This window comes from Colwellia sp. MB02u-14, from assembly GCF_014076915.1.
Classification (GTDB): domain Bacteria; phylum Pseudomonadota; class Gammaproteobacteria; order Enterobacterales; family Alteromonadaceae; genus Colwellia_A.
Genome location: NZ_JACGUX010000088.1, coordinates 34372 through 52054 on the forward strand (window position 1 = coordinate 34372; position 17683 = coordinate 52054).

Sequence of the window (17683 nt, forward strand, 5' to 3'; positions counted from 1 at the left end):
GTTACTTTCTGCTTTTTTAGCGTTAAGTTCCACGATAACTAAAACTTAACACTTCATAGGCTGTGCGGATTTCAATAAAGTCTTCTGCGCATCCACCTTTATCAGGGTGACTAAGGGTGATTTTTTTACGGTAAGCTTTACGTATCTTAGACCAATTCACGTCTTTATCTAGCCCTAAGGTCATCAGAGCAGCATCAACCTTATCTATCTCACGATACCTTTGCCAAAAACTTGAAAAAAGTGTTTCGACTTCTTCAACGGTGATGTTATTCAAATTAGACCAGTCTAAATAGTAGCTGGCGAGTTCAGTATCGCGGGTGGTCAAGGCATTAGCACTATCAGTGGAATTTGGCCCCATAGAGATTGCTAACGGAAGAATTGTGAGTATAAACCCCTCGGTTTGAATGTATCGTTGAATTTGATAAAGCGCATTCATTACAAAAAAATTCTTTTGGAAAATAACAACCTGATGGTCGACATCCTTACCAATAAGCAATAAAAAGTCCTGATGACAAAGTGTGACCAAATCAAGCAACGAACATGAACTATTCTGTTGTCTTAAATATCCCAATATCGGAATAATTAACGGATTAATCATTGGCGTTGGTTTACGGTTGATTTGTTGTTGAACCTTCTTTGTAGCGGAAGGTAACTTAGCCAGAGAAAAGGGCTCACAATAATAAACCTCGACCTATTTCTATTCTTATCATTAAGAAATACGAGGGAAATTGAGTATTAATTTAGCGCCGTCTTTATACTCTTTGTCTAATGATAAGTAGCCTTGTTGTTTACGGGCAAAATCACCACATAAACTTAACCCTAAACCGTGACCTAATTCTCCTTGAGTACCATGGTTGCTCGCGACACTCTCACTAAATAACCCGCTTTGTATATCAAGTGGAATACCTTGTCCCGTATCCGTAATGATCAGTTGAACTTCACCCTTAATAGTTTGTGTTTTTATATGTATATTACCTTGCTCTGGCGTGTATTTGATTGCGTTTGCCAGTAAATTACGAAGAATAGTTTTAGTTAAATTAACATCTGCCATAGCCTGTGTATCTTCATTTTTTTCGTGTTTAATAGTAAGTTTTTTTAGGATAAAGTTCTCTTTCATTAAATCGAGCGTTTCTGTTATCAGCGGGTTTAAAGCAGTCGCTTTTAACTCAACATGAATCGCACCTAATTGATTTCGTGACCATTGTAAAATTTCGTCTAATAATTGATAGAAAGTCAGAGATGACTCTAAAATACCGTTTGCCATTTCAGCGATAAGCTCAGGCTCAAGTGTGTCAGCGTTTTGATGGAGAATTTTTGATAGCCCCAAAATCCCGTTAAAAGGGGACCGTAAATCATGAGACATTACAGCAAATATTTTTTCTTGATCTTTTTGCATGCGCAATAGCTGGCGATTACGAAGCCTCAGTTCCAGTTGACTAACCACTTGTTTAGCCAATGTGGTTAATGCTAATTGCTGTTTTTCATCTAGTTTTTTAGGAGCAGTATCAATAACGCACAAAGTACCTATAGGCAAACCATTTGTACTGACAAGTGGCGCGCCCGCATAAAAGCGAATATCGGGTGCACCAGTTACAAGTGGGTTATCAATAAAGCGTTTATCTTCTAAGGTATCAGGTATTTCAAATATTTGGTCTTGTAAAATCGCATGCGAACAAAAAGCTATTTCTCTTGGTGTCTCAGGTGCATTAAGTCCTACGCGAGATTTAAACCACTGACGGTCTTTATCTATAAGCGAGATAAGTGAGATAGATGTGCCACAAATTGCACTCGCTAACTGAGTCAGTTCATCGAGTGCTTTCTCGTCTTCAGTATCCAATACTTCGTAGCGAAGTAACTCATCAATACGTTGTGTTTCTTTAGGGTGCAGCCCGGCACTTATCATAATGCTCAAATCCTTACTGTGTATTAACTAAGTCTAGACGATAATTAGCTGTTAATCGTAACATTATAACTTGAATTTGCTGAATTTATTGAACTTAGCATAATTTGTTAAACGTCAAACGACTGCCGAGTAAGTTAACAATTCACTAAGGCAATCGATAGGCCTAATTAATGTGACTGTTTGGTTCGCTCTGTACTATTATTAACCTTTATACTCATGGGCTTTTAAAATATCTAAAGACACCACAGCCAAAGCTTTTTGGTTGGTTGCCTCAAGCACAATAGGAGGAGCAGCATTAGCGGCAATCGCCTGATACCATCGAACAGCACATAAGCACCATTTATCACCGGCTTTTAAGCCTGGAAAGTCATACATAGGGTTAGGAGTGATTAAATCATTGCCTTGTGCTTTTGATAATTGCAGGAATTCATCAGTCATAATTGCACAAACACTGTGGTTGCCAAAGTCTGATTCTGGTACATAACAAAACCCTTTTCGGGTATAGCCCGTATTACTACAACATAACTGTAAATTTGTACCTAATACATTGAATTGATTATCCATGAAGGTGCCTCGTATTAATGAACGTTAAATGAAATGGAAGACCTACTATGCTAGACAAAAGTAAGCTTAACTCGATTCCAAATGATAGCACTGAACGCACTTCTGTTGGGAATTTTAGTCCTGCAGAAATAGCCAAATTTGATAAATTGGCAGAGAGTTGGTGGGATCCAAATGGTAAGTACAAGACCGCACTTGAATTTAATCGCGCTCGTGTCGAGTATTTTATAGCGCAAATATGCTTATTCTACGACCGAGATCCCAAAAACGATGCGCCACTGCAAGGCTTACATATTTTAGATGTGGGTTGTGGTGGAGGCTTGGTTTGTGAGCCTTTGGCAAAAGCAGGTGCTAGCGTAGTAGGCATCGATGTGAGTGAGATGAGTATTGAAGTTGCGAAGCGTCATGCGCTGAAATCTCAGCTTGATATTGAATATCGTCATGAGCATGCGCACCACACGAGCACAAACGACCAGAACCGTTACGATGTTGTCATTAATGCTGAAGTTATAGAGCATGTCCCGAATAAGAAAAATTTGGTAAAAGAATGTAGTCAATTATGTAATTTCAATGGCTGTGTCATTATGGCGACACTCAATCGTACGTGTAAATCTTACCTGGTTGGGATTGTTGGCGCCGAATATATAATGCGTTATTTACCTATTGGTACGCACCGTTGGCGTGACTTTGTAACCCCTGTTGAATTGAATAATATGGCTTCAATGGCGGGTATGCAGTTGATAACAGAAATGGGCATGTCGTATAGTTTAGTGACTAAAACATGGAAAACCACCGCAAGTCTTGAGGTCAACTATGTGCAACTCTATAAAAAATTAGCGACCGGTTAGACTGTTAATCTGTAAATAGTTAACTGACTGACAATATTTACTATTAACAGGTTATAAATACGCTTAATTTTTAATGCAATGACATTGGTGCAGGCTATTCTGCAACGTGGTTAGCATTAAAGTGAGGTGTTTTTTAGGCTTCATGCAGCATAGCTAACGATTTTATAGCAAAGGTAATCTCTGTTCTTAGTGAAAATTTTTTAAACGCTACGTCATATGACAAAATAATAGCTGATTTGAAGCTTCTATTTTTATAGCGACTTATCCACCAAAGTTAATATCGTCATAAATGAAAAATTCACATTACTTTACTTACGCCCTATTATGTCATGCTAAGTTACTGTAAAGTTACTGTAAAGTAACAAGAAAGCAAAGTGAAAATCGTCTATTGTCTCGGTTGTAGCAATTGCTGGATGTAACCCTGTACTATAAAAAGTGCGTTAAGCCATCACTACTAGTCGATTTGGGCTTCGTGCACTACGCTTAAGTATTGATGAACTGAAGGTATAGGTTTTATCCTTCACTGAACTTGCTAACTATTTACACCTTTTATCAGGTGTTAGGTGACTTTATGTTTACTGAAAATCCAGAAGATTTTATTTATAACTCATCAATAGGTATTCATGCTGTCTCGCCAGACGGTATTATTGTTTATGCCAATGAGTGTGAGCTTGAGGTGCTAGGATATGAAAAAAATGAGTATATAGGTCATCACGTATCAGAGTTTCAGATAGACGAGAGCTGCTTATCTGACATGATGAAGCGTTTAAGTCGTTTTGATATTTTGAAGAATTACCCCGCAAGGGTGCAAGGTAAAAATGACGTTAAATATATTATTTACAACTCAAGTGTTTATGAAAAGGGTGGAGAGTTTAAACATACGCGTTGTTATGGAACTGAAGTTGAAAAAGTTATTTATGAGGTGTTTTTTAAGCATTTTGATTTTTAAATTTTGCTATGTTCGTTCATAGATATATTTTATTGCTCACTTTTTTGTCCATTATGAGACGGTTCAGTCTCTATTCGCTCGAGAACCTTAAGCGTTTAGCGTATCCTATGCACTATTAAATTTATTGTTATTTATTATTTATTATTTATTATGAACATTGAAGTAAAAAACATTCCCGTTCCCCAAGTCACCTGTGCAAATTGTCAGGCATGTTGCTGCAGCTTAGAAGTTCGAATTATTTCTGATACTGGTGTGCCTCATCGGCATATCTATATTGATGACCATGGCCATGAATCAATGTTACGTCTAGATGATGGTCTCTGCTCAGCGCTCAATCGAGATACATTATTGTGTTCTATCTATGAAAACAGACCTTGGGTTTGTCGAGAGTTTGAGATGGGTTCATATGAATGTATCGACGAAAGAACAGAAAAACTCTATACCTCTGTAAACAATTGAACGCTGATCTTATAGCAATAAAAAACCCCTAATAATTAATATTAGGGGTTTTGATTTTATGCGAATTTTTTAAAATTAAGTGGTATCTCATTTACCTTATCAGTGAGTATTTACAGCTTATCCATTACTGACTTCTTCAAAATCAGCATCAATAACATCTTCGTTTTTAGTACGGTCATTAGCCGCTTCACCGTGAGGCTGCTCTGTTTGTGCTTGCGAAGCTTGCATTATTTTACTATGCGCTTCTTGTAATGCTTTTTGTCGCATTGCTATCGCCGCTTTATCATTGCCATTAACCGCCATTTTTAGTTGCTCAATTAATGTTTTAAGCTCGGTTTGCTGATCTTCACTCAAGCTGGATATTGACGCTTGCACCGTATGAATCAATTGATCTGCTTGGTTGCGTTGTTCAACTACTTCACGTTTCTGCTTATCTTCCGTTGCGTGCTTGTGAGCTTCATCGACCATGCGATTAACTTCATCTTCAGTTAAACCACTTGATGCGGTAATTTTAATGCTTTGCTCTTTACCCGTTGCTTTATCTTTCGCTGAGACATTTAAAATACCATCTGCATCAATATCAAACGTGACTTCAACTTGTACTGAGCCACGAGGGCCTGGATTAATATCAGTTAAGTTAAATTGACCTAACGATTTATTATCTGTTGCCATTTCACGCTGACCTTGCAATACATGCACAGTTACCGCCGCTTGATTATCTTCAGCCGTAGAGAACGTTTCAGACGCACGTGTTGGTATCGTGGTATTTTTATCAATAAGCTTAGTCATTACACCGCCTAACGTTTCAATACCTAGTGACAATGGCGTTACATCAAGTAGTAACACATCACCGACCGTGCCTGATAACACACCCGCTTGAATTGCTGCACCAATAGCAACGGCTTCATCTGGGTTAACATCTTTACGTGGCTCTTTACCAAAGAAGGTTTTAACAGCTTCTTGTACTTTTGGCATACGTGATTGACCACCCACCAAAATAATTTCGTCAATATCACCTTTACTTAAGCCAGCATCTTTAAGTGCTTGGCCACACGGAGCGATAGTCTTTTTAACTAAGTCATCAACCAAAGACTCTAATTTTGCTCGGGTAATTTGCACATTTAAATGTTTAGGGCCACTAGCATCAGCGGTAACATACGGCAAGTTCACGTCAGTTTGTAGTGCTGATGATAACTCTATTTTTGCTTTTTCAGCCGCTTCTTTAATACGTTGTAACGCTAACGGGTCTTGGTGAATATCAATACCGCTTTCTTTTTTAAATTCATCAGCAAGGTAGTTAATCAGGCGTAAATCAAAGTCTTCGCCTCCTAAAAAGGTATCACCGTTGGTTGCTAACACTTCAAATTGTTTTTCGCCGTCTACATTAGAAATTTCAATAATTGAAATGTCAAAGGTACCGCCACCTAAATCATAAACCACCACTTTTTGGTCAGCTTTATTGTTTTTATCAACGCCGTAGGCCAATGCCGCCGCCGTTGGTTCATTGATAATACGTTTTACGTTAAGTCCGGCAATTTTACCGGCATCTTTTGTTGCTTGGCGCTGTGAATCATTAAAGTAAGCGGGTACGGTAATAACCGCTTCGGTTACTGTTTCACCCAAATAGGCTTCAGCATCTTTTTTCAATTTACGTAAAATTTGCGCTGATACTTCTTGTGGTGATAATTTTTTACCATTAACTTCAACCCAAGCATCACCATTGTCTGCTTTTACAATTTTATAAGGGGCTAACTTAATATCTTTTTGTACTTCTTTATCATCAAATTTACGACCAATTAAACGTTTAATCGCAAATAAGGTATTTTTAGAGTTAGTAACGGCTTGTCTTTTTGCCGGTTGGCCCGCTAATGTTTCATCGTTTGCATAAGCAACAATTGACGGCGTTGTGCGGCTACCTTCTGCGTTCTCAATAATTTTAGCAACGCCCCCTTCCATAACCGCTAAACATGAATTTGTTGTACCTAAATCTATACCAATAATCTTCGACATAATAATTACCTATTATTTAAAAAAAGGGTTTAATAAAAAAGTCTGCTGCTTTATGGCAATTATCCCGTAAGCAGTTTGACCGTATAAACCTTATAAACAACCTTGGATAAGCCGACTAACATTGATGGTTTAAGCTTGGTTGTTTGTTCAGTGACGCTATAATACATAAGTGAATAAAAGGCTTCTGTCACAAATATGACAGTAATGATCATTTTGTATTTTTAATCGTTTTAAATTTAAAATTAACATTAGCTTTTGCTATATACAGACAAGGGGGTAGAATAAAAACACTTGTGAACACCACGGCTTAAATTTTACCTTCATGAATAAAGATGTTACTCATTTACCTCAAAAAGCCAGTCCTGTTTTAGTCAAGCAAGCTAATATTTTTGCAGACTTACCAACAAAATTAATTGAAGACTTTCAACAAGAATTTCAGCTTGATGAATGGCACAAAGGTGATTACTTTAATCCTGCGTTACTTACCGAGCGTTTTTTTGTCGTTATTGATGGCAGTTTAGAAATCAAACAAAGTAATCCTGAGACAGGCAGAGAAGCCACTCTAGATATGCTTTATGCCGGCGATTGTTTTGACTTAATGGTGCTGTTAGACGATCAACCACATGAGGTCATTGTTTCTCCTTTAACCACGGTAAAGTTATTGTCAGTTAAACTTTCAACGATGCGCCATTGGCTGTGGACATATCCAGAGTTTAACCAGCAATTTATGCCTTATTTAGCCAAAAAAATGCGTGAAAAAGAACAGCAGGCCAGCAGCCTGATTTTACATGATGTTACCACACGCTTAAGCCGTATTATTTTAGAGCATATTAATAAAATTAAGTTTTATACCGGCACGGTAGAAGCAGAGCATGAACATCATTTGGTTAACGGTTTAAATGATGAAACTTTGGCGCGGATGACGGGTTCAGTTAGGCAAGTGATAAATAAGCAGTTACAACATTGGAAGAAAGCAGGAACGCTTGATAAAAAACGCAATCAACTGATTATTAAAGATTTAGAAGCATTAGAAAAAGAAGCGAAATACACAGAAACGTTATCAAATGCACCTTTTTATAATGCACCACCTCAAAATAAAAACTAACAGTCACTTATAAATAACGTAAAGCATTGCCTTTCTTCCTTCGGGGATATTATTTTGGGTTGTGTGTTTTTGCTAGGCCTTCGTCGAGCATTTCCATAGCATGTTTAGTGTTTTTTGACTTACTAAAAGCAACATAAATATCACTTTTTTGGTGAAGCTTACCTTTTCTTATGTCGTTGGGTTGAAGCCCCATATCGTTTAATTTACTTGTAACAACATCATCAAACATAATGGCTACATCTATTCTTTTCTTCTTTAGAAGCTTGATCAGTTGTGTTTGATTCGCGACTCTAATCTCTTTAAATCGATTTTTGTTTTTCTCGTAATTATCACCGTACTCATAACCAATAATTACGCCAACAGATATTTCTTTAGATATTTCATCTGCCGAGGTGAAGTTTATGACGGTGTCATTGTGATAATAAAATGATGCGTTAGCTTGCAAAATAGGAATTTCACCAAAATTAAATTGATCAATCGTGCTTTTTTGTTTTGTCACATTGAATGCGCCGTCGACTTGCCCATTCTTCGTCATCTTTAGTGCTCTAGCGTATGGAACAACAATAAATTCAACGCGAATGTTTACAGCGTTATATGCTGCTTGAATAATGTTTTTTGAAATGCCGATTCCACCATCATCTTAATAAGGAGGCCAGCTATTTTCAACGGCAAGGGTTATGGTCTCTAAAGCCGCACTGTTTTGAGATATTGTTAACATTAAAAGGACAAATAAGTTTCGAGGCAATATCATGAATATAAAAAATTTCCAAAGTAATGATGACAAGATAAAAGAATGGTTGGGGTTAAGTAGCGAATACAGGCTGTGGCTATAACTATCGACGAATAATGCAATGAATGTTACTCATTATCTACTTTTAATTGCTGTTAATGTTATTGCACTCCCTTTTTGTGTGGAATTATTTAAGCCAGCTAAGAAAATAAAGTATTAAAATAAGTATCAGAGATCTATTCTAATTTAAATAACGTCCTTAGCACTCTATCGCTTTACTAAACGTGCGAACTAAAAATTCATGGTGAGTGACCATTCGTTTCATTTTTCTGTTAACTATCAATTTTTTGCTTTGCATTTTCAGTTTTATCATGACTTGTCGCTAATCCCTTTAAAGATTGATAAAGCGTTTCTGCTTCTGGCGACAAGCTTTTTGGAAAAGCAATTTTAAGTTTTACAAAAAAGTCTCCAGGAATTTTGCTGGGTAATCCCCGACCTTTTAAACGCATTTTAGCACCACTACTCACCAGTTTAGGTAACGTTAAATCAATTGTACCTGTTGGTGTGGGTACTTTTACTTTTTCACCTAATGCTGCTTGCCATGGAGTAATGGTAAGTTCGGTGGTAATATCGACGCCTTCAATAACATATAACGGGTGAGGATTAAAACCTACCTCAAGATATAAGTCTCCATTTTTTGCGTCACTAAAACCCGCATCTCCTTGCTTTTGTAAACGAATTTTTTGCCCCGGTTTGATGCCCTTTGGTATCTTAATTTTTAATGTGCGCGCCTTTGATTGTACTTGTCCATTTACAATTTGATCTTGCAGCGTAAAACTTCGGGTTACGCCTGTATACGTATCTGATAAATCTATTAATATTTTGGCATGACTATTTTGCCCTTGTTTAGGCTGATGACCACGCGGTGAATGTTGACCCGCATTGAAGCCACCGCCAAATAACGATTCAAAAAAATCGCTAAAATCGCCTTGACCATCAGTATTAAAACTGCCATTACCTTGTTGATATTGCTCTTGCCACCTAGGTGGCGGGGTAAAGCCAGATTGGCCCGCTTTCCAATTACTGCCCAGTTGGTCATAAGCTGCCCGCTTTTCTTTATCACGTAATACGTCATAGGCTTCATTTATGTCTTTAAAGCGAGTCTCTGCATCTTTCTCTTTACTGACATCAGGATGAAATTTTCGTGCTAACTTTCGATATGATGTTTTAATTTTATCTTGGGTCGATGTTTTATCAACGCCCATAATCTTGTAGTAATCTTTGTAATCCACCGTGTTCTCCTGTGCAGATAAACCAGCCAATGATTATTGGGTTCATCTATAATAGTTCCATTTTATGACTTTATTATAAGCATAAATAAAAATGATGAATGTCAATAATGTGACATTTAGAGAAAATATGGGATGTTCAATTTAATTTTCATCTTACTTTTTATATAACAGTAGATTGTATTAATATATTAACGGGGGAATTATGTCTTACACACTGATACACAACACGTAAGAATGTTGGTATGAATATTACATTGATGGTTATATTGCCTATATCACTTATGATGATCAAAATGGCAATCTGCACTTAACGCAAACGATTGTTCCTGAGGCACTCGCGGGTAAATTTCTCGCTGAAACACTTTTAGAAGATGCTCTTAAACAGATCAAAAAAGAGAATAAAAAAGCCGTCGCAAAATGTTCATACATCACTAAATACCTTGAAAAAAATCCCCAAGCAAGCGATCTGTTTATTTGAAAGTAGTGGGGGGGAAGGCTTTTTATTATAGCGTATAGTTTTACCTTTAAGCGCTGGTGGTTATTAATGACAGTTTTGGTGATAAATCCTAATAATGCTCTGCTTGATTTTTAACTTTAATGCTCATTATTTGAGCGTGATTTGTTGATCTATTCTGTCATTGGTCGTTGTTAGATAAATTAAGTCAATAATTGCCGTAAATAGTAGCATTCTGCCTCACTTTATATTAAATTTGCCGCCCTTAATTAGTACAGTTAACCAGAGCGCCTTATGAACGAAAATACTCTCCCACAACTCGAACAACTGATCGAAAAAATCATTGATAAAAATAACCAATTAAAAAGCCAAGTAGCAGAACTAACAGAGCAAAAAGCAGGCTTAGCTCAGCAAGTAGCAGAATTAGCAGAGCAAAAAGCTTTGCTTGTCGATGAAAATGAAACCTTTCAGCTTGAAGTCTTAGAAGGTGAAGAAAAACAGAAACAAACAAATAATGTATTGACCGCTTTATTAGACAAATTACAAAGTGCAGAAGAGCTGAGTTAATGTTGACTCAAGACTCTAACGGCATCAGCATTGAAATTATGGGTAAGCAACATCAGTTTTCTTGCTCAGCTGAACAAGCAGAGGATTTAAAGCAAGCCGCTAGCAAGCTTGCTGTTATGTGTGAAGACATTAAACAGCAAAGAGGGAATGCTAGCAGTGAGCGTGCTTTATTAGTGGCGTCAATTAATTTAAGCTATTCATTATTAATGGCAAATAACAAAATTGAACGCTACCAACATGGACAAGAAGCGCTAATTTCAACATTAAAAAGCGCTTTATAGACACTTTTACTTTTTTCAGTATTGCCACTCAGCGCGAGAGTTAATATAGTGGTAATACTGCTAATTTAATATTTAGGAACATTTTCGCTATGGCTGATGCTAGCATCGAATTTAAAGGCTCGAGCTTTACTTTGTCTGTTTTACATTTAAAAACGTCAATGTTAGTGGATATTCGTACTGATTTAGCTGATAAAGTCGCACAAGCACCCGATTTTTTTTATCTTGTTCCCATCGTGGTTAGTATTGAACAGTTAGAGGGTTCAATTGATTATCAAGCGATAAAAACGTTAATTGAATCATTCAATTTTACCTTTGTTGGTTTTACTGGCACGGTATCAAAAGAGCAACGTACGTTGATCCGCGAACTTGGTTTTTCATTTGTGAATACGGCGAAAGTGAATACGGTTGAAAAAAACACTATTTCAGCAGAAGCCGCAGAAACTAAAATAGTCACAGAGACACCAGCACGTAATTTATTTAGCGACAAAATACACCGTGGGCAAATACGCTCAGGTCAGCAGGTTTATGCTAAAGATCAGAATTTAGTGGTTATTGGCTCAGTATCTGCTGGAGCTGAAGTGATTGCTGATGGTAATATTCATGTCTACGGTTCGTTACGTGGTCGGGCCATTGCGGGTGCAACAGGTCATCATCGGGCGCAAATATATTGCCAAAACCTTGAGGCTGAATTGGTCTCTATTAATGGTAACTATTGGTTGAGTGAATCAATGGAGCAATATTGGGGATCTCCCGCATATATACATTTGACTGACAGCGAACTCACGTCATCAAAACTCATTTAACTTTTAATTTAAAAAGGATATTCGGTCTATGGCACGAATAATAGTTGTTACATCAGGAAAGGGAGGGGTTGGCAAAACAACATCAAGTGCGGCAATCGGTCTTGGATTGGCGTTAAAAGGTCAAAAAGTAGTGTTAATTGATTTTGATATTGGCCTACGTAACCTTGATTTAATTATGGGTTGTGAACGCCGAGTTGTTTATGATTTTGTTAATGTGATTAATGGTGAAGCGACCTTAAATCAAGCCTTAATTAAAGATAAGCGCGTTAGCAGCTTATCTATATTGCCCGCTTCACAAACCCGTGATAAAGATGCATTAAATAAAGAAAACGTCGGTAAGGTACTTGAAGAGCTGGGTAAAATCTATGACTATATCGTTTGTGATTCTCCCGCGGGTATTGAAGCAGGCGCTATGATGGCGCTTTATTATGCTGATGAAGCTATAGTCACGACTAACCCTGAAGTTTCATCGGTTCGTGACTCGGATCGTATTTTAGGTATGTTAGCCAGTCGCTCTCGCAGAGCAGAACTTGGCTTAGAGCCTATTAAAGAACATTTATTATTAACACGTTACTCGCCTAAGCGCGTTGACGATGGTGAAATGCTGAGTGTTGAAGATGTTGTTGATATCCTATCGATACCTTTGTTAGGTGTCATTCCTGAATCACAAGCGGTGCTTAAGGCATCTAACGCCGGTGAGCCAGTGATTTTAGATACAGAAAGTGATGCAGGAAAAGCGTATCAGGATGTGGTTGATCGCCTTATGGGTGAGACGGTTGATTTTAGATTTTTACATGCCAAGAAAAAAGGCATTCTTAGTCGTATGTTTGGAGGATAACATGGCATTACTGGATTATTTTTTACGTAAAAAAGAAAAGCAGGCAACGACAGCGTCGAAGGCCAAAGAACGTCTGCAAATTATTGTTGCTCATGAGCGCAATAGTCGAAATAAACAGCCAGATTACTTGCCCCAACTCACTGCTGATATCCTTGAGGTATTGCGTAAGTATATCAAGGTAACTGATGAAAGCTTTTCAATTAACCTTGATAATAAAGGTGGAGACTTAAACGTCTTAGAGCTTAACATCGAATTAAATGACGAGCACAGTATGAACTAAACCTCTATTCATGTCGTTTATGACCTGTCGGTCTTGAACATAGAAAAGGCGGATATTCATTGATAGAATATCCGCCTTTTTCATTTTATTTTATTGAAAAAGCCATTGATAACCTAAGCTATTAAGTTAATAGGCTTCGGCGATGGCTTCTTCAACTAACTGAGTTAACTGTTCGTAGCCAAAATTAACAAGAGGTTTTCCGTTAACAAAAAACTGCGGCGTTGCTCGAACTTCGAGGGTTTTACCGTCTTTGATATCTTGCATTATAACCTTGCTAACGTTTTCGCTACTCACATCACGCATAAACTGTGCGCTATCTAAAGGTAAGTCCTTTAATAACGCACGAGCACTTTGTGGTTGCGCAACATGATGGCGAGTCCAGGCTTGCTGTTTGGCAAATAAAATTTCTACTGCCGGCCAAAACTGTTCTTGTAAGTGTGCGGCTTCGAGTAGTTTAACCACTTGATCTGATCCCTTATGAAAAGGGGTATAGCGCATCATAACCTTAATCTTACCAGGGTAGCGTTTAATTAAATTATTTACCAGTGGGTAAAAAGCTGAACATGTTTCGCAAGCAGGATCGAAAAATTCGACAATGGTCACTTTTGCCTCTAACGGTCCTTTTATTGGTGCGCCGATACGTTCAACGATGTCGAGGCTTTCAACCTTAGCGCTCTGGTGGCTATTGTTTGCTTTAAATATTGTTGCTGCGCCAATAAAAGCCAAAAGGATAATAAGGCTGGCGCTAATGAAAAGTGTTTTTTTATTCATGATGATTCCAATTTAGTCATAAAAAATAATAATAAAGCCATGAGACTAAAGGTTAGTAAAGACATCATTGGCATATTTAAGAACCCAAAAACATTGAGATGCGTTTCTGAACAAGGAATATCTTGTATGCAGGGCTGTGCGCTTTTAGGAATATAACCGGCCACTAATAACACATGAAATAATGCGGTTAGCCAGCCAAATAACACTAATACACTCGCATAGCGGGTCACTTTAGCGTCGAATGGAAATAAGGCCATTGGTAAAATAACGACCAAAGGGTACATAGCAATGCGCTGATACCAGCACAAAGAGCAAACGGGGAGTTTAACAACCTCACTAAAAAATAAACTAGCAAGCGTGCTTATGGTGGCAAGTACCCAAACTGAAAAGAGTAACAACCAACCTTTGGATAACGTATTGTTAGCAGATAAATCGTTCATATAATCTCGTTTAGTTAACGTTAAAAATCCAGCCTAAGCCGGATTTTCAAGGCAAATAAAATTAAGTTAATTATTCAACGATATCCATTTCTTCAATAAGATTGGTCGCGCCGTCAACATGCTCCATTACCCATAACATGTATTTAATATCAACGTGAATCGATCGGTTTAATTTAGTGTCGTAATCCCAATCACCAATAATACTTTCATAAACACCGTCAAACACTAAACCCACAAACTCTGCCTTATCATTAAGCGTAGGTGAACCCGAGTTACCACCGGTAATATCTAATGTACCTAGGTAGTTAACCGGTACTGAGCCAAGTTCTTTTTTAGCGTATTCGCCGTAAGTTTTACTCTTAATTAACTCGAGTTGTTTTTTAGAGGCATTAAAGGGTTTAATACCTGTGTCTTTTTCTACTATACCTTCAAGTGTGGTAAAAGGTGTTGCAGTGAGTCCGTCTACTGGCGAATAACCTTTTACGTTACCGTAAGTAATACGTAATGTACTGTTAGCATCTGCGTATACGGGGAGTTTTTTATCGTTAAAATAGGCGATTAACGCTTCCATATACTTAGGACGATAAGCTTGAATATTACCTGACAATTCTTCGTCTTTTTCTTCAAGTGCTTTTCTTACAGAAAAAGTCTTTACGGCAAGTTGAATAAAGGGATCTGAGCTTTTTTCAAAATCGGCTACCGATTTATTCATCCAAGCAAGGCGAGTTTCTTGGTCAGCAATTGTTGATCTTTGATACATTTTTTCAAGCTTAGTGCTTAAGGCTTTTTTATTTAGCCCTTGTTCAAGTTCAAAAAATTCATCGATGGCGAGAATACGTTCTGATTTAGGCAATTCAACATAATGTGTCAACATAGCGAATAAGATCTTTTGATCGATATTCGCGTCGAATCGACGATTAAAGGTTTTCATGCTTTGTTCAAAACGTGCAAGGTCACGTTCTTGGTAACCCCTTTCTCTCGCTACGTTTGGTTTGTTTTTTTCTACGGCTAAACGATGTAAACGATAAGCGGTGCTTAACATTTTGTTGTAAGCCATATAACCTAGAATTAGATCGCGTGCTTGAGTTTTTTGGTTTTGTTTTAGGAGCTTATTTAGGCCGGTAAGTGCGTTGCCATATTTAGCTTTTCGCATTTTATCAGCATTGATCCAAGCGCTTAAGTCTTGTTCTAGTTGCTGTTTACGGGCTAACGTTGTGCCTTTGTGGTAGCTTTTTATCATGCTACCGTAATTTTTTGCGTAGTTAGCTAAGCCGGCTAAGGTGCTTTCGTACTTTATTCTTGCTTCACTTTCTGGTGCAGACTCGGTATGAATTAAGTCGATAAGCTCTTCACGATAATTTTTAGCATTAGGGTAAGTCCAAGTAAATTGGTTCTCAACTTCAAGTGCAGTGCGGTAACGATTGGTGCGTCCTGGGTAACCTAACACCATAATGTAGTCACCTTCATCAACACTACTTTTATTCACTTTTAGGTGATGTTTTGGTTCATAAGGTACGTTGTCTTTACTAAAATCGGCGGGTTGGCCATCTTTACCGACATATGCACGATAAAAACCATAGTCTCCGGTGTGGCGTGGCCACATCCAGTTATCAACATCGCCACCATACTTACCAACACTACTTGCTGGAGCATGGACTAAACGAACATCACGAATCGTTAATTGTTTAAATAAATAATATTCTAAACCGCCATGAAAATTAACAACATTACAACGATATTTGTCATCACTTTCACACTCAGCCACTAATGTTTTAGAGTTTTTATCTATGGCTTTATAGCGCTCCGAGCCCGACATGTTCTCGGTAATACTGCCTTTAATTAACGTGGTAACATCATTGATTTCTTCTGTTACATAGATACGACTGCCGGGTGTCGCGGGTAGCTCTTCATCAATGGTTTTTGCTAGAAAACCATTGGCGAGTAAGTTGTTCTCTGCTGTTGAGTTGTATTGAACAGAGCCATAAACACAATGATGATTCGAGGCAACTAAACCTTTATCAGAAACAAAAGAGGCGGTACAGCCGCCAAGGCTGACAATCGCACCCATAGGGAAGCCAGTTAGATCGGTTAAGTCGTTTGGGTTTAGTTTTAAGCCAGCTTGGGTAAGTTCTTTTGCAATGCTAGGCAATTGGTGAGGTTGCCACATACCTTCATCAGCCGTGGCGAGTGTAGAAGCCATTGCTAATAATAAAATCGTTGTTTTTTTCATTAGAATTCTCTGGGTTGTATTAATTTATAGTTATAGTTTTTATATTGATGAGTCGCCAGATAATACTGAGTAATATTTAGCAGCCACATATTTATCTATTTTTACGGTGAACATTATGCCAAAGATAACTTTAAGGATAAAGCTTGATGTTTACAGCGACTTTTCAATAGTTTACTGAAAATAATACCTAATTCTACTTGCTTTTTGTTATGAGCTTCACAGCAGTTAAGCACTTAATTATAGAGCATTCATCATTGTCACTATGACCAAGCGCTTGAAATTTAACTATTTCGTACCTATCTAAAGATAAATACTCTCAGGTAATGCTCTTTATGTTGTCTTATTTACTTCCTATCTTTATAGGCGTTTTACTGATTGGTTATTCCGTTGCCAAGCCTTATTGGCGAGAGTATCAGCGAGAAAAAATAAGAAGTCAGCCATTTAAAAAGTCTTGGCGAAAAATTATTCAGCAAAGAATGCCGTACTTTGGACAAATGCCAACAGATTTACAACTGCAGTTAAAGCGACATATTCAGGTGTTCTTGGCGGAAAAAAACTTCGTTGGTTGTAATGGGGTTCAAATAACTGATGAAATACGGATCACTATTGCTGCACAAGCATGTCTGTTATTACTTAACCGTAAGACAAATTTTTACCCTAAATTACAGACTATTCTTGTTTATCCGAGTGCTTTTATTAAAGAACAACAAAATATGGGGACGGACGGTTTAAGGTATCAGCAAAGTGTTGCACTTGCAGGTGAGTCATGGGATTTTGGTAAGGTGGTACTCTCTTGGCAAGATACCCTCGCGGGGGCAAAAATCCCTGACGATGGACGCAATGTGGTCATTCATGAATTCGCTCACCAATTAGACCAAGAAAATGGTAAAGCTAATGGTGCTCCAATATTATATCAAGGGCAAAACTACAAAGCTTGGTCTGACGCTTTTTCTTTACAATTTGAAAAACTTCAAAGACAAGCACAAACCGGGGCACCTTCATTATTTGACTATTATGGCGCCACTAATCCTGCTGAGTTTTTTGCGGTGACCAGTGAAGTTTTTTTTGAACAGGCTAATCAGTTTAATGCCAAGTATCCGGTGCTTTATCAACAACTCAAAAACTATTATCACGTTGACCCGCTTCACTGGAAATAGGGGCG

Annotated in this window: 20 protein-coding genes; 11 read left to right on the forward strand and 9 right to left on the reverse strand. The window is 37.8% G+C overall.

From position 1 onward, the window contains the following. Positions 1 to 22: 22 nt before the first annotated feature. The 3 genes from H4J52_RS18760 to H4J52_RS18770 all read right to left on the reverse strand — a co-directional run bounded on the left by H4J52_RS18760 (position 23) and on the right by H4J52_RS18770 (position 2467). Positions 23 to 598: a DNA-J related domain-containing protein gene (locus tag H4J52_RS18760; protein WP_182225382.1), complete on the reverse strand. Its 576-nt coding sequence runs from the start codon at positions 596 to 598 to the stop codon at positions 23 to 25. A 111-nt stretch (positions 599 to 709) separates the two neighbouring features. After that, positions 710 to 1903 carry a GAF domain-containing sensor histidine kinase gene (locus H4J52_RS18765; protein ID WP_182180866.1) on the reverse strand — a complete coding sequence of 398 codons (1194 nt, stop codon included), beginning with the start codon at positions 1901 to 1903 and terminating at the stop codon, positions 710 to 712. Positions 1904 to 2104: 201 nt separating this feature from the next. Continuing rightward, positions 2105 to 2467 (reverse strand): DUF2237 family protein, encoded by a 363-nt coding sequence (locus tag H4J52_RS18770; RefSeq protein WP_182180865.1) that lies wholly within the window; start codon positions 2465 to 2467, stop codon positions 2105 to 2107. 47 nt (positions 2468 to 2514) lie between these two features. Between H4J52_RS18770 and ubiG the strand changes: the two genes are divergently transcribed. The 3 genes from ubiG (at position 2515) to H4J52_RS18785 (ending at position 4720) form a co-directional block, all read left to right on the forward strand. Continuing rightward, positions 2515 to 3312: a bifunctional 2-polyprenyl-6-hydroxyphenol methylase/3-demethylubiquinol 3-O-methyltransferase UbiG gene (gene ubiG, locus H4J52_RS18775; RefSeq protein ID WP_182180864.1), complete on the forward strand. Its 798-nt coding sequence runs from the start codon at positions 2515 to 2517 to the stop codon at positions 3310 to 3312. 571 nt (positions 3313 to 3883) lie between these two features. Further along, on the forward strand, positions 3884 to 4261 hold the full coding sequence (locus H4J52_RS18780) for a PAS domain-containing protein (RefSeq protein WP_182180863.1): 378 nt from the start codon (positions 3884 to 3886) through the stop codon (positions 4259 to 4261). Between the two features lie 150 nt (positions 4262 to 4411). Then, on the forward strand, positions 4412 to 4720 hold the full coding sequence (locus H4J52_RS18785) for a YkgJ family cysteine cluster protein (RefSeq protein ID WP_182180862.1): 309 nt from the start codon (positions 4412 to 4414) through the stop codon (positions 4718 to 4720). Positions 4721 to 4837: 117 nt separating this feature from the next. Here the strand turns inward: H4J52_RS18785 and dnaK are convergent, their stop codons facing one another. Beyond that, positions 4838 to 6730, reverse strand: a complete 1893-nt coding sequence (gene dnaK / locus H4J52_RS18790; protein ID WP_182180861.1) for a molecular chaperone DnaK — start codon at positions 6728 to 6730, stop codon at positions 4838 to 4840. A gap of 322 nt (positions 6731 to 7052) precedes the next feature. On the opposite strand from dnaK, the gene H4J52_RS18795 reads away from it, so the two are divergent. Next, positions 7053 to 7835, forward strand: a complete 783-nt coding sequence (locus H4J52_RS18795; RefSeq protein WP_182180859.1) for a Crp/Fnr family transcriptional regulator — start codon at positions 7053 to 7055, stop codon at positions 7833 to 7835. A 49-nt stretch (positions 7836 to 7884) separates the two neighbouring features. On the opposite strand, the gene H4J52_RS18800 is transcribed toward H4J52_RS18795, so the two are convergent. Both H4J52_RS18800 and H4J52_RS18805 read right to left on the reverse strand, forming a co-directional pair. Then, the gene (locus H4J52_RS18800; RefSeq protein WP_404851991.1) at positions 7885 to 8370 is read right to left on the reverse strand and encodes a hypothetical protein; all 486 of its coding nucleotides are present in this window, start codon (positions 8368 to 8370) and stop codon (positions 7885 to 7887) included. Between the two features lie 527 nt (positions 8371 to 8897). Next, the gene (locus tag H4J52_RS18805) at positions 8898 to 9857 is read right to left on the reverse strand and encodes a DnaJ C-terminal domain-containing protein (protein ID WP_182225383.1); all 960 of its coding nucleotides are present in this window, start codon (positions 9855 to 9857) and stop codon (positions 8898 to 8900) included. Between the two features lie 253 nt (positions 9858 to 10110). On the opposite strand from H4J52_RS18805, the gene H4J52_RS20580 reads away from it, so the two are divergent. The 6 genes from H4J52_RS20580 (at position 10111) to minE (ending at position 13080) form a co-directional block, all read left to right on the forward strand. Next, positions 10111 to 10335, forward strand: coding sequence for a GNAT family N-acetyltransferase (locus tag H4J52_RS20580; RefSeq protein ID WP_182180912.1), 225 nt, complete (start codon positions 10111 to 10113; stop codon positions 10333 to 10335). Between the two features lie 270 nt (positions 10336 to 10605). Then, positions 10606 to 10878: a DUF904 domain-containing protein gene (locus H4J52_RS18815; RefSeq protein ID WP_182180853.1), complete on the forward strand. Its 273-nt coding sequence runs from the start codon at positions 10606 to 10608 to the stop codon at positions 10876 to 10878. Next, positions 10878 to 11159, forward strand: coding sequence for a cell division protein ZapA (locus tag H4J52_RS18820; protein WP_182180851.1), 282 nt, complete (start codon positions 10878 to 10880; stop codon positions 11157 to 11159). The genes H4J52_RS18815 and H4J52_RS18820 overlap by 1 nt, the downstream gene beginning before the upstream one ends. An 89-nt stretch (positions 11160 to 11248) precedes the next feature. After that, positions 11249 to 11962 (forward strand): septum site-determining protein MinC, encoded by a 714-nt coding sequence (minC, locus tag H4J52_RS18825; RefSeq protein ID WP_182180849.1) that lies wholly within the window; start codon positions 11249 to 11251, stop codon positions 11960 to 11962. A gap of 28 nt (positions 11963 to 11990) precedes the next feature. Continuing rightward, positions 11991 to 12800 (forward strand): septum site-determining protein MinD, encoded by an 810-nt coding sequence (minD, locus tag H4J52_RS18830; RefSeq protein WP_182180847.1) that lies wholly within the window; start codon positions 11991 to 11993, stop codon positions 12798 to 12800. A gap of 1 nt (position 12801) precedes the next feature. Beyond that, on the forward strand, positions 12802 to 13080 hold the full coding sequence (gene minE, locus H4J52_RS18835) for a cell division topological specificity factor MinE (RefSeq protein ID WP_182180845.1): 279 nt from the start codon (positions 12802 to 12804) through the stop codon (positions 13078 to 13080). A 126-nt stretch (positions 13081 to 13206) separates the two neighbouring features. On the opposite strand, the gene H4J52_RS18840 is transcribed toward minE, so the two are convergent. The 3 genes from H4J52_RS18840 to H4J52_RS18850 form a co-directional block, all read right to left on the reverse strand. Next, a complete protein-coding gene (locus H4J52_RS18840; protein ID WP_182180843.1) occupies positions 13207 to 13851 on the reverse strand; it encodes a thioredoxin domain-containing protein in 645 nt (214 codons plus the stop codon). Next, positions 13848 to 14291 carry a disulfide bond formation protein B gene (locus tag H4J52_RS18845; protein WP_182180841.1) on the reverse strand — a complete coding sequence of 148 codons (444 nt, stop codon included), beginning with the start codon at positions 14289 to 14291 and terminating at the stop codon, positions 13848 to 13850. The genes H4J52_RS18840 and H4J52_RS18845 overlap by 4 nt, the downstream gene beginning before the upstream one ends. A gap of 70 nt (positions 14292 to 14361) precedes the next feature. Further along, positions 14362 to 16521, reverse strand: coding sequence for a S46 family peptidase (locus H4J52_RS18850; RefSeq protein WP_182225384.1), 2160 nt, complete (start codon positions 16519 to 16521; stop codon positions 14362 to 14364). Positions 16522 to 16853: 332 nt separating this feature from the next. Here H4J52_RS18850 and H4J52_RS18855 point away from each other — a divergent pair, with 332 nt between their 5' ends. Next, complete coding sequence (locus H4J52_RS18855) at positions 16854 to 17678, forward strand: zinc-dependent peptidase (protein ID WP_182180837.1); 825 nt, start codon at positions 16854 to 16856, stop codon at positions 17676 to 17678. Positions 17679 to 17683 lie beyond the last annotated feature (5 nt).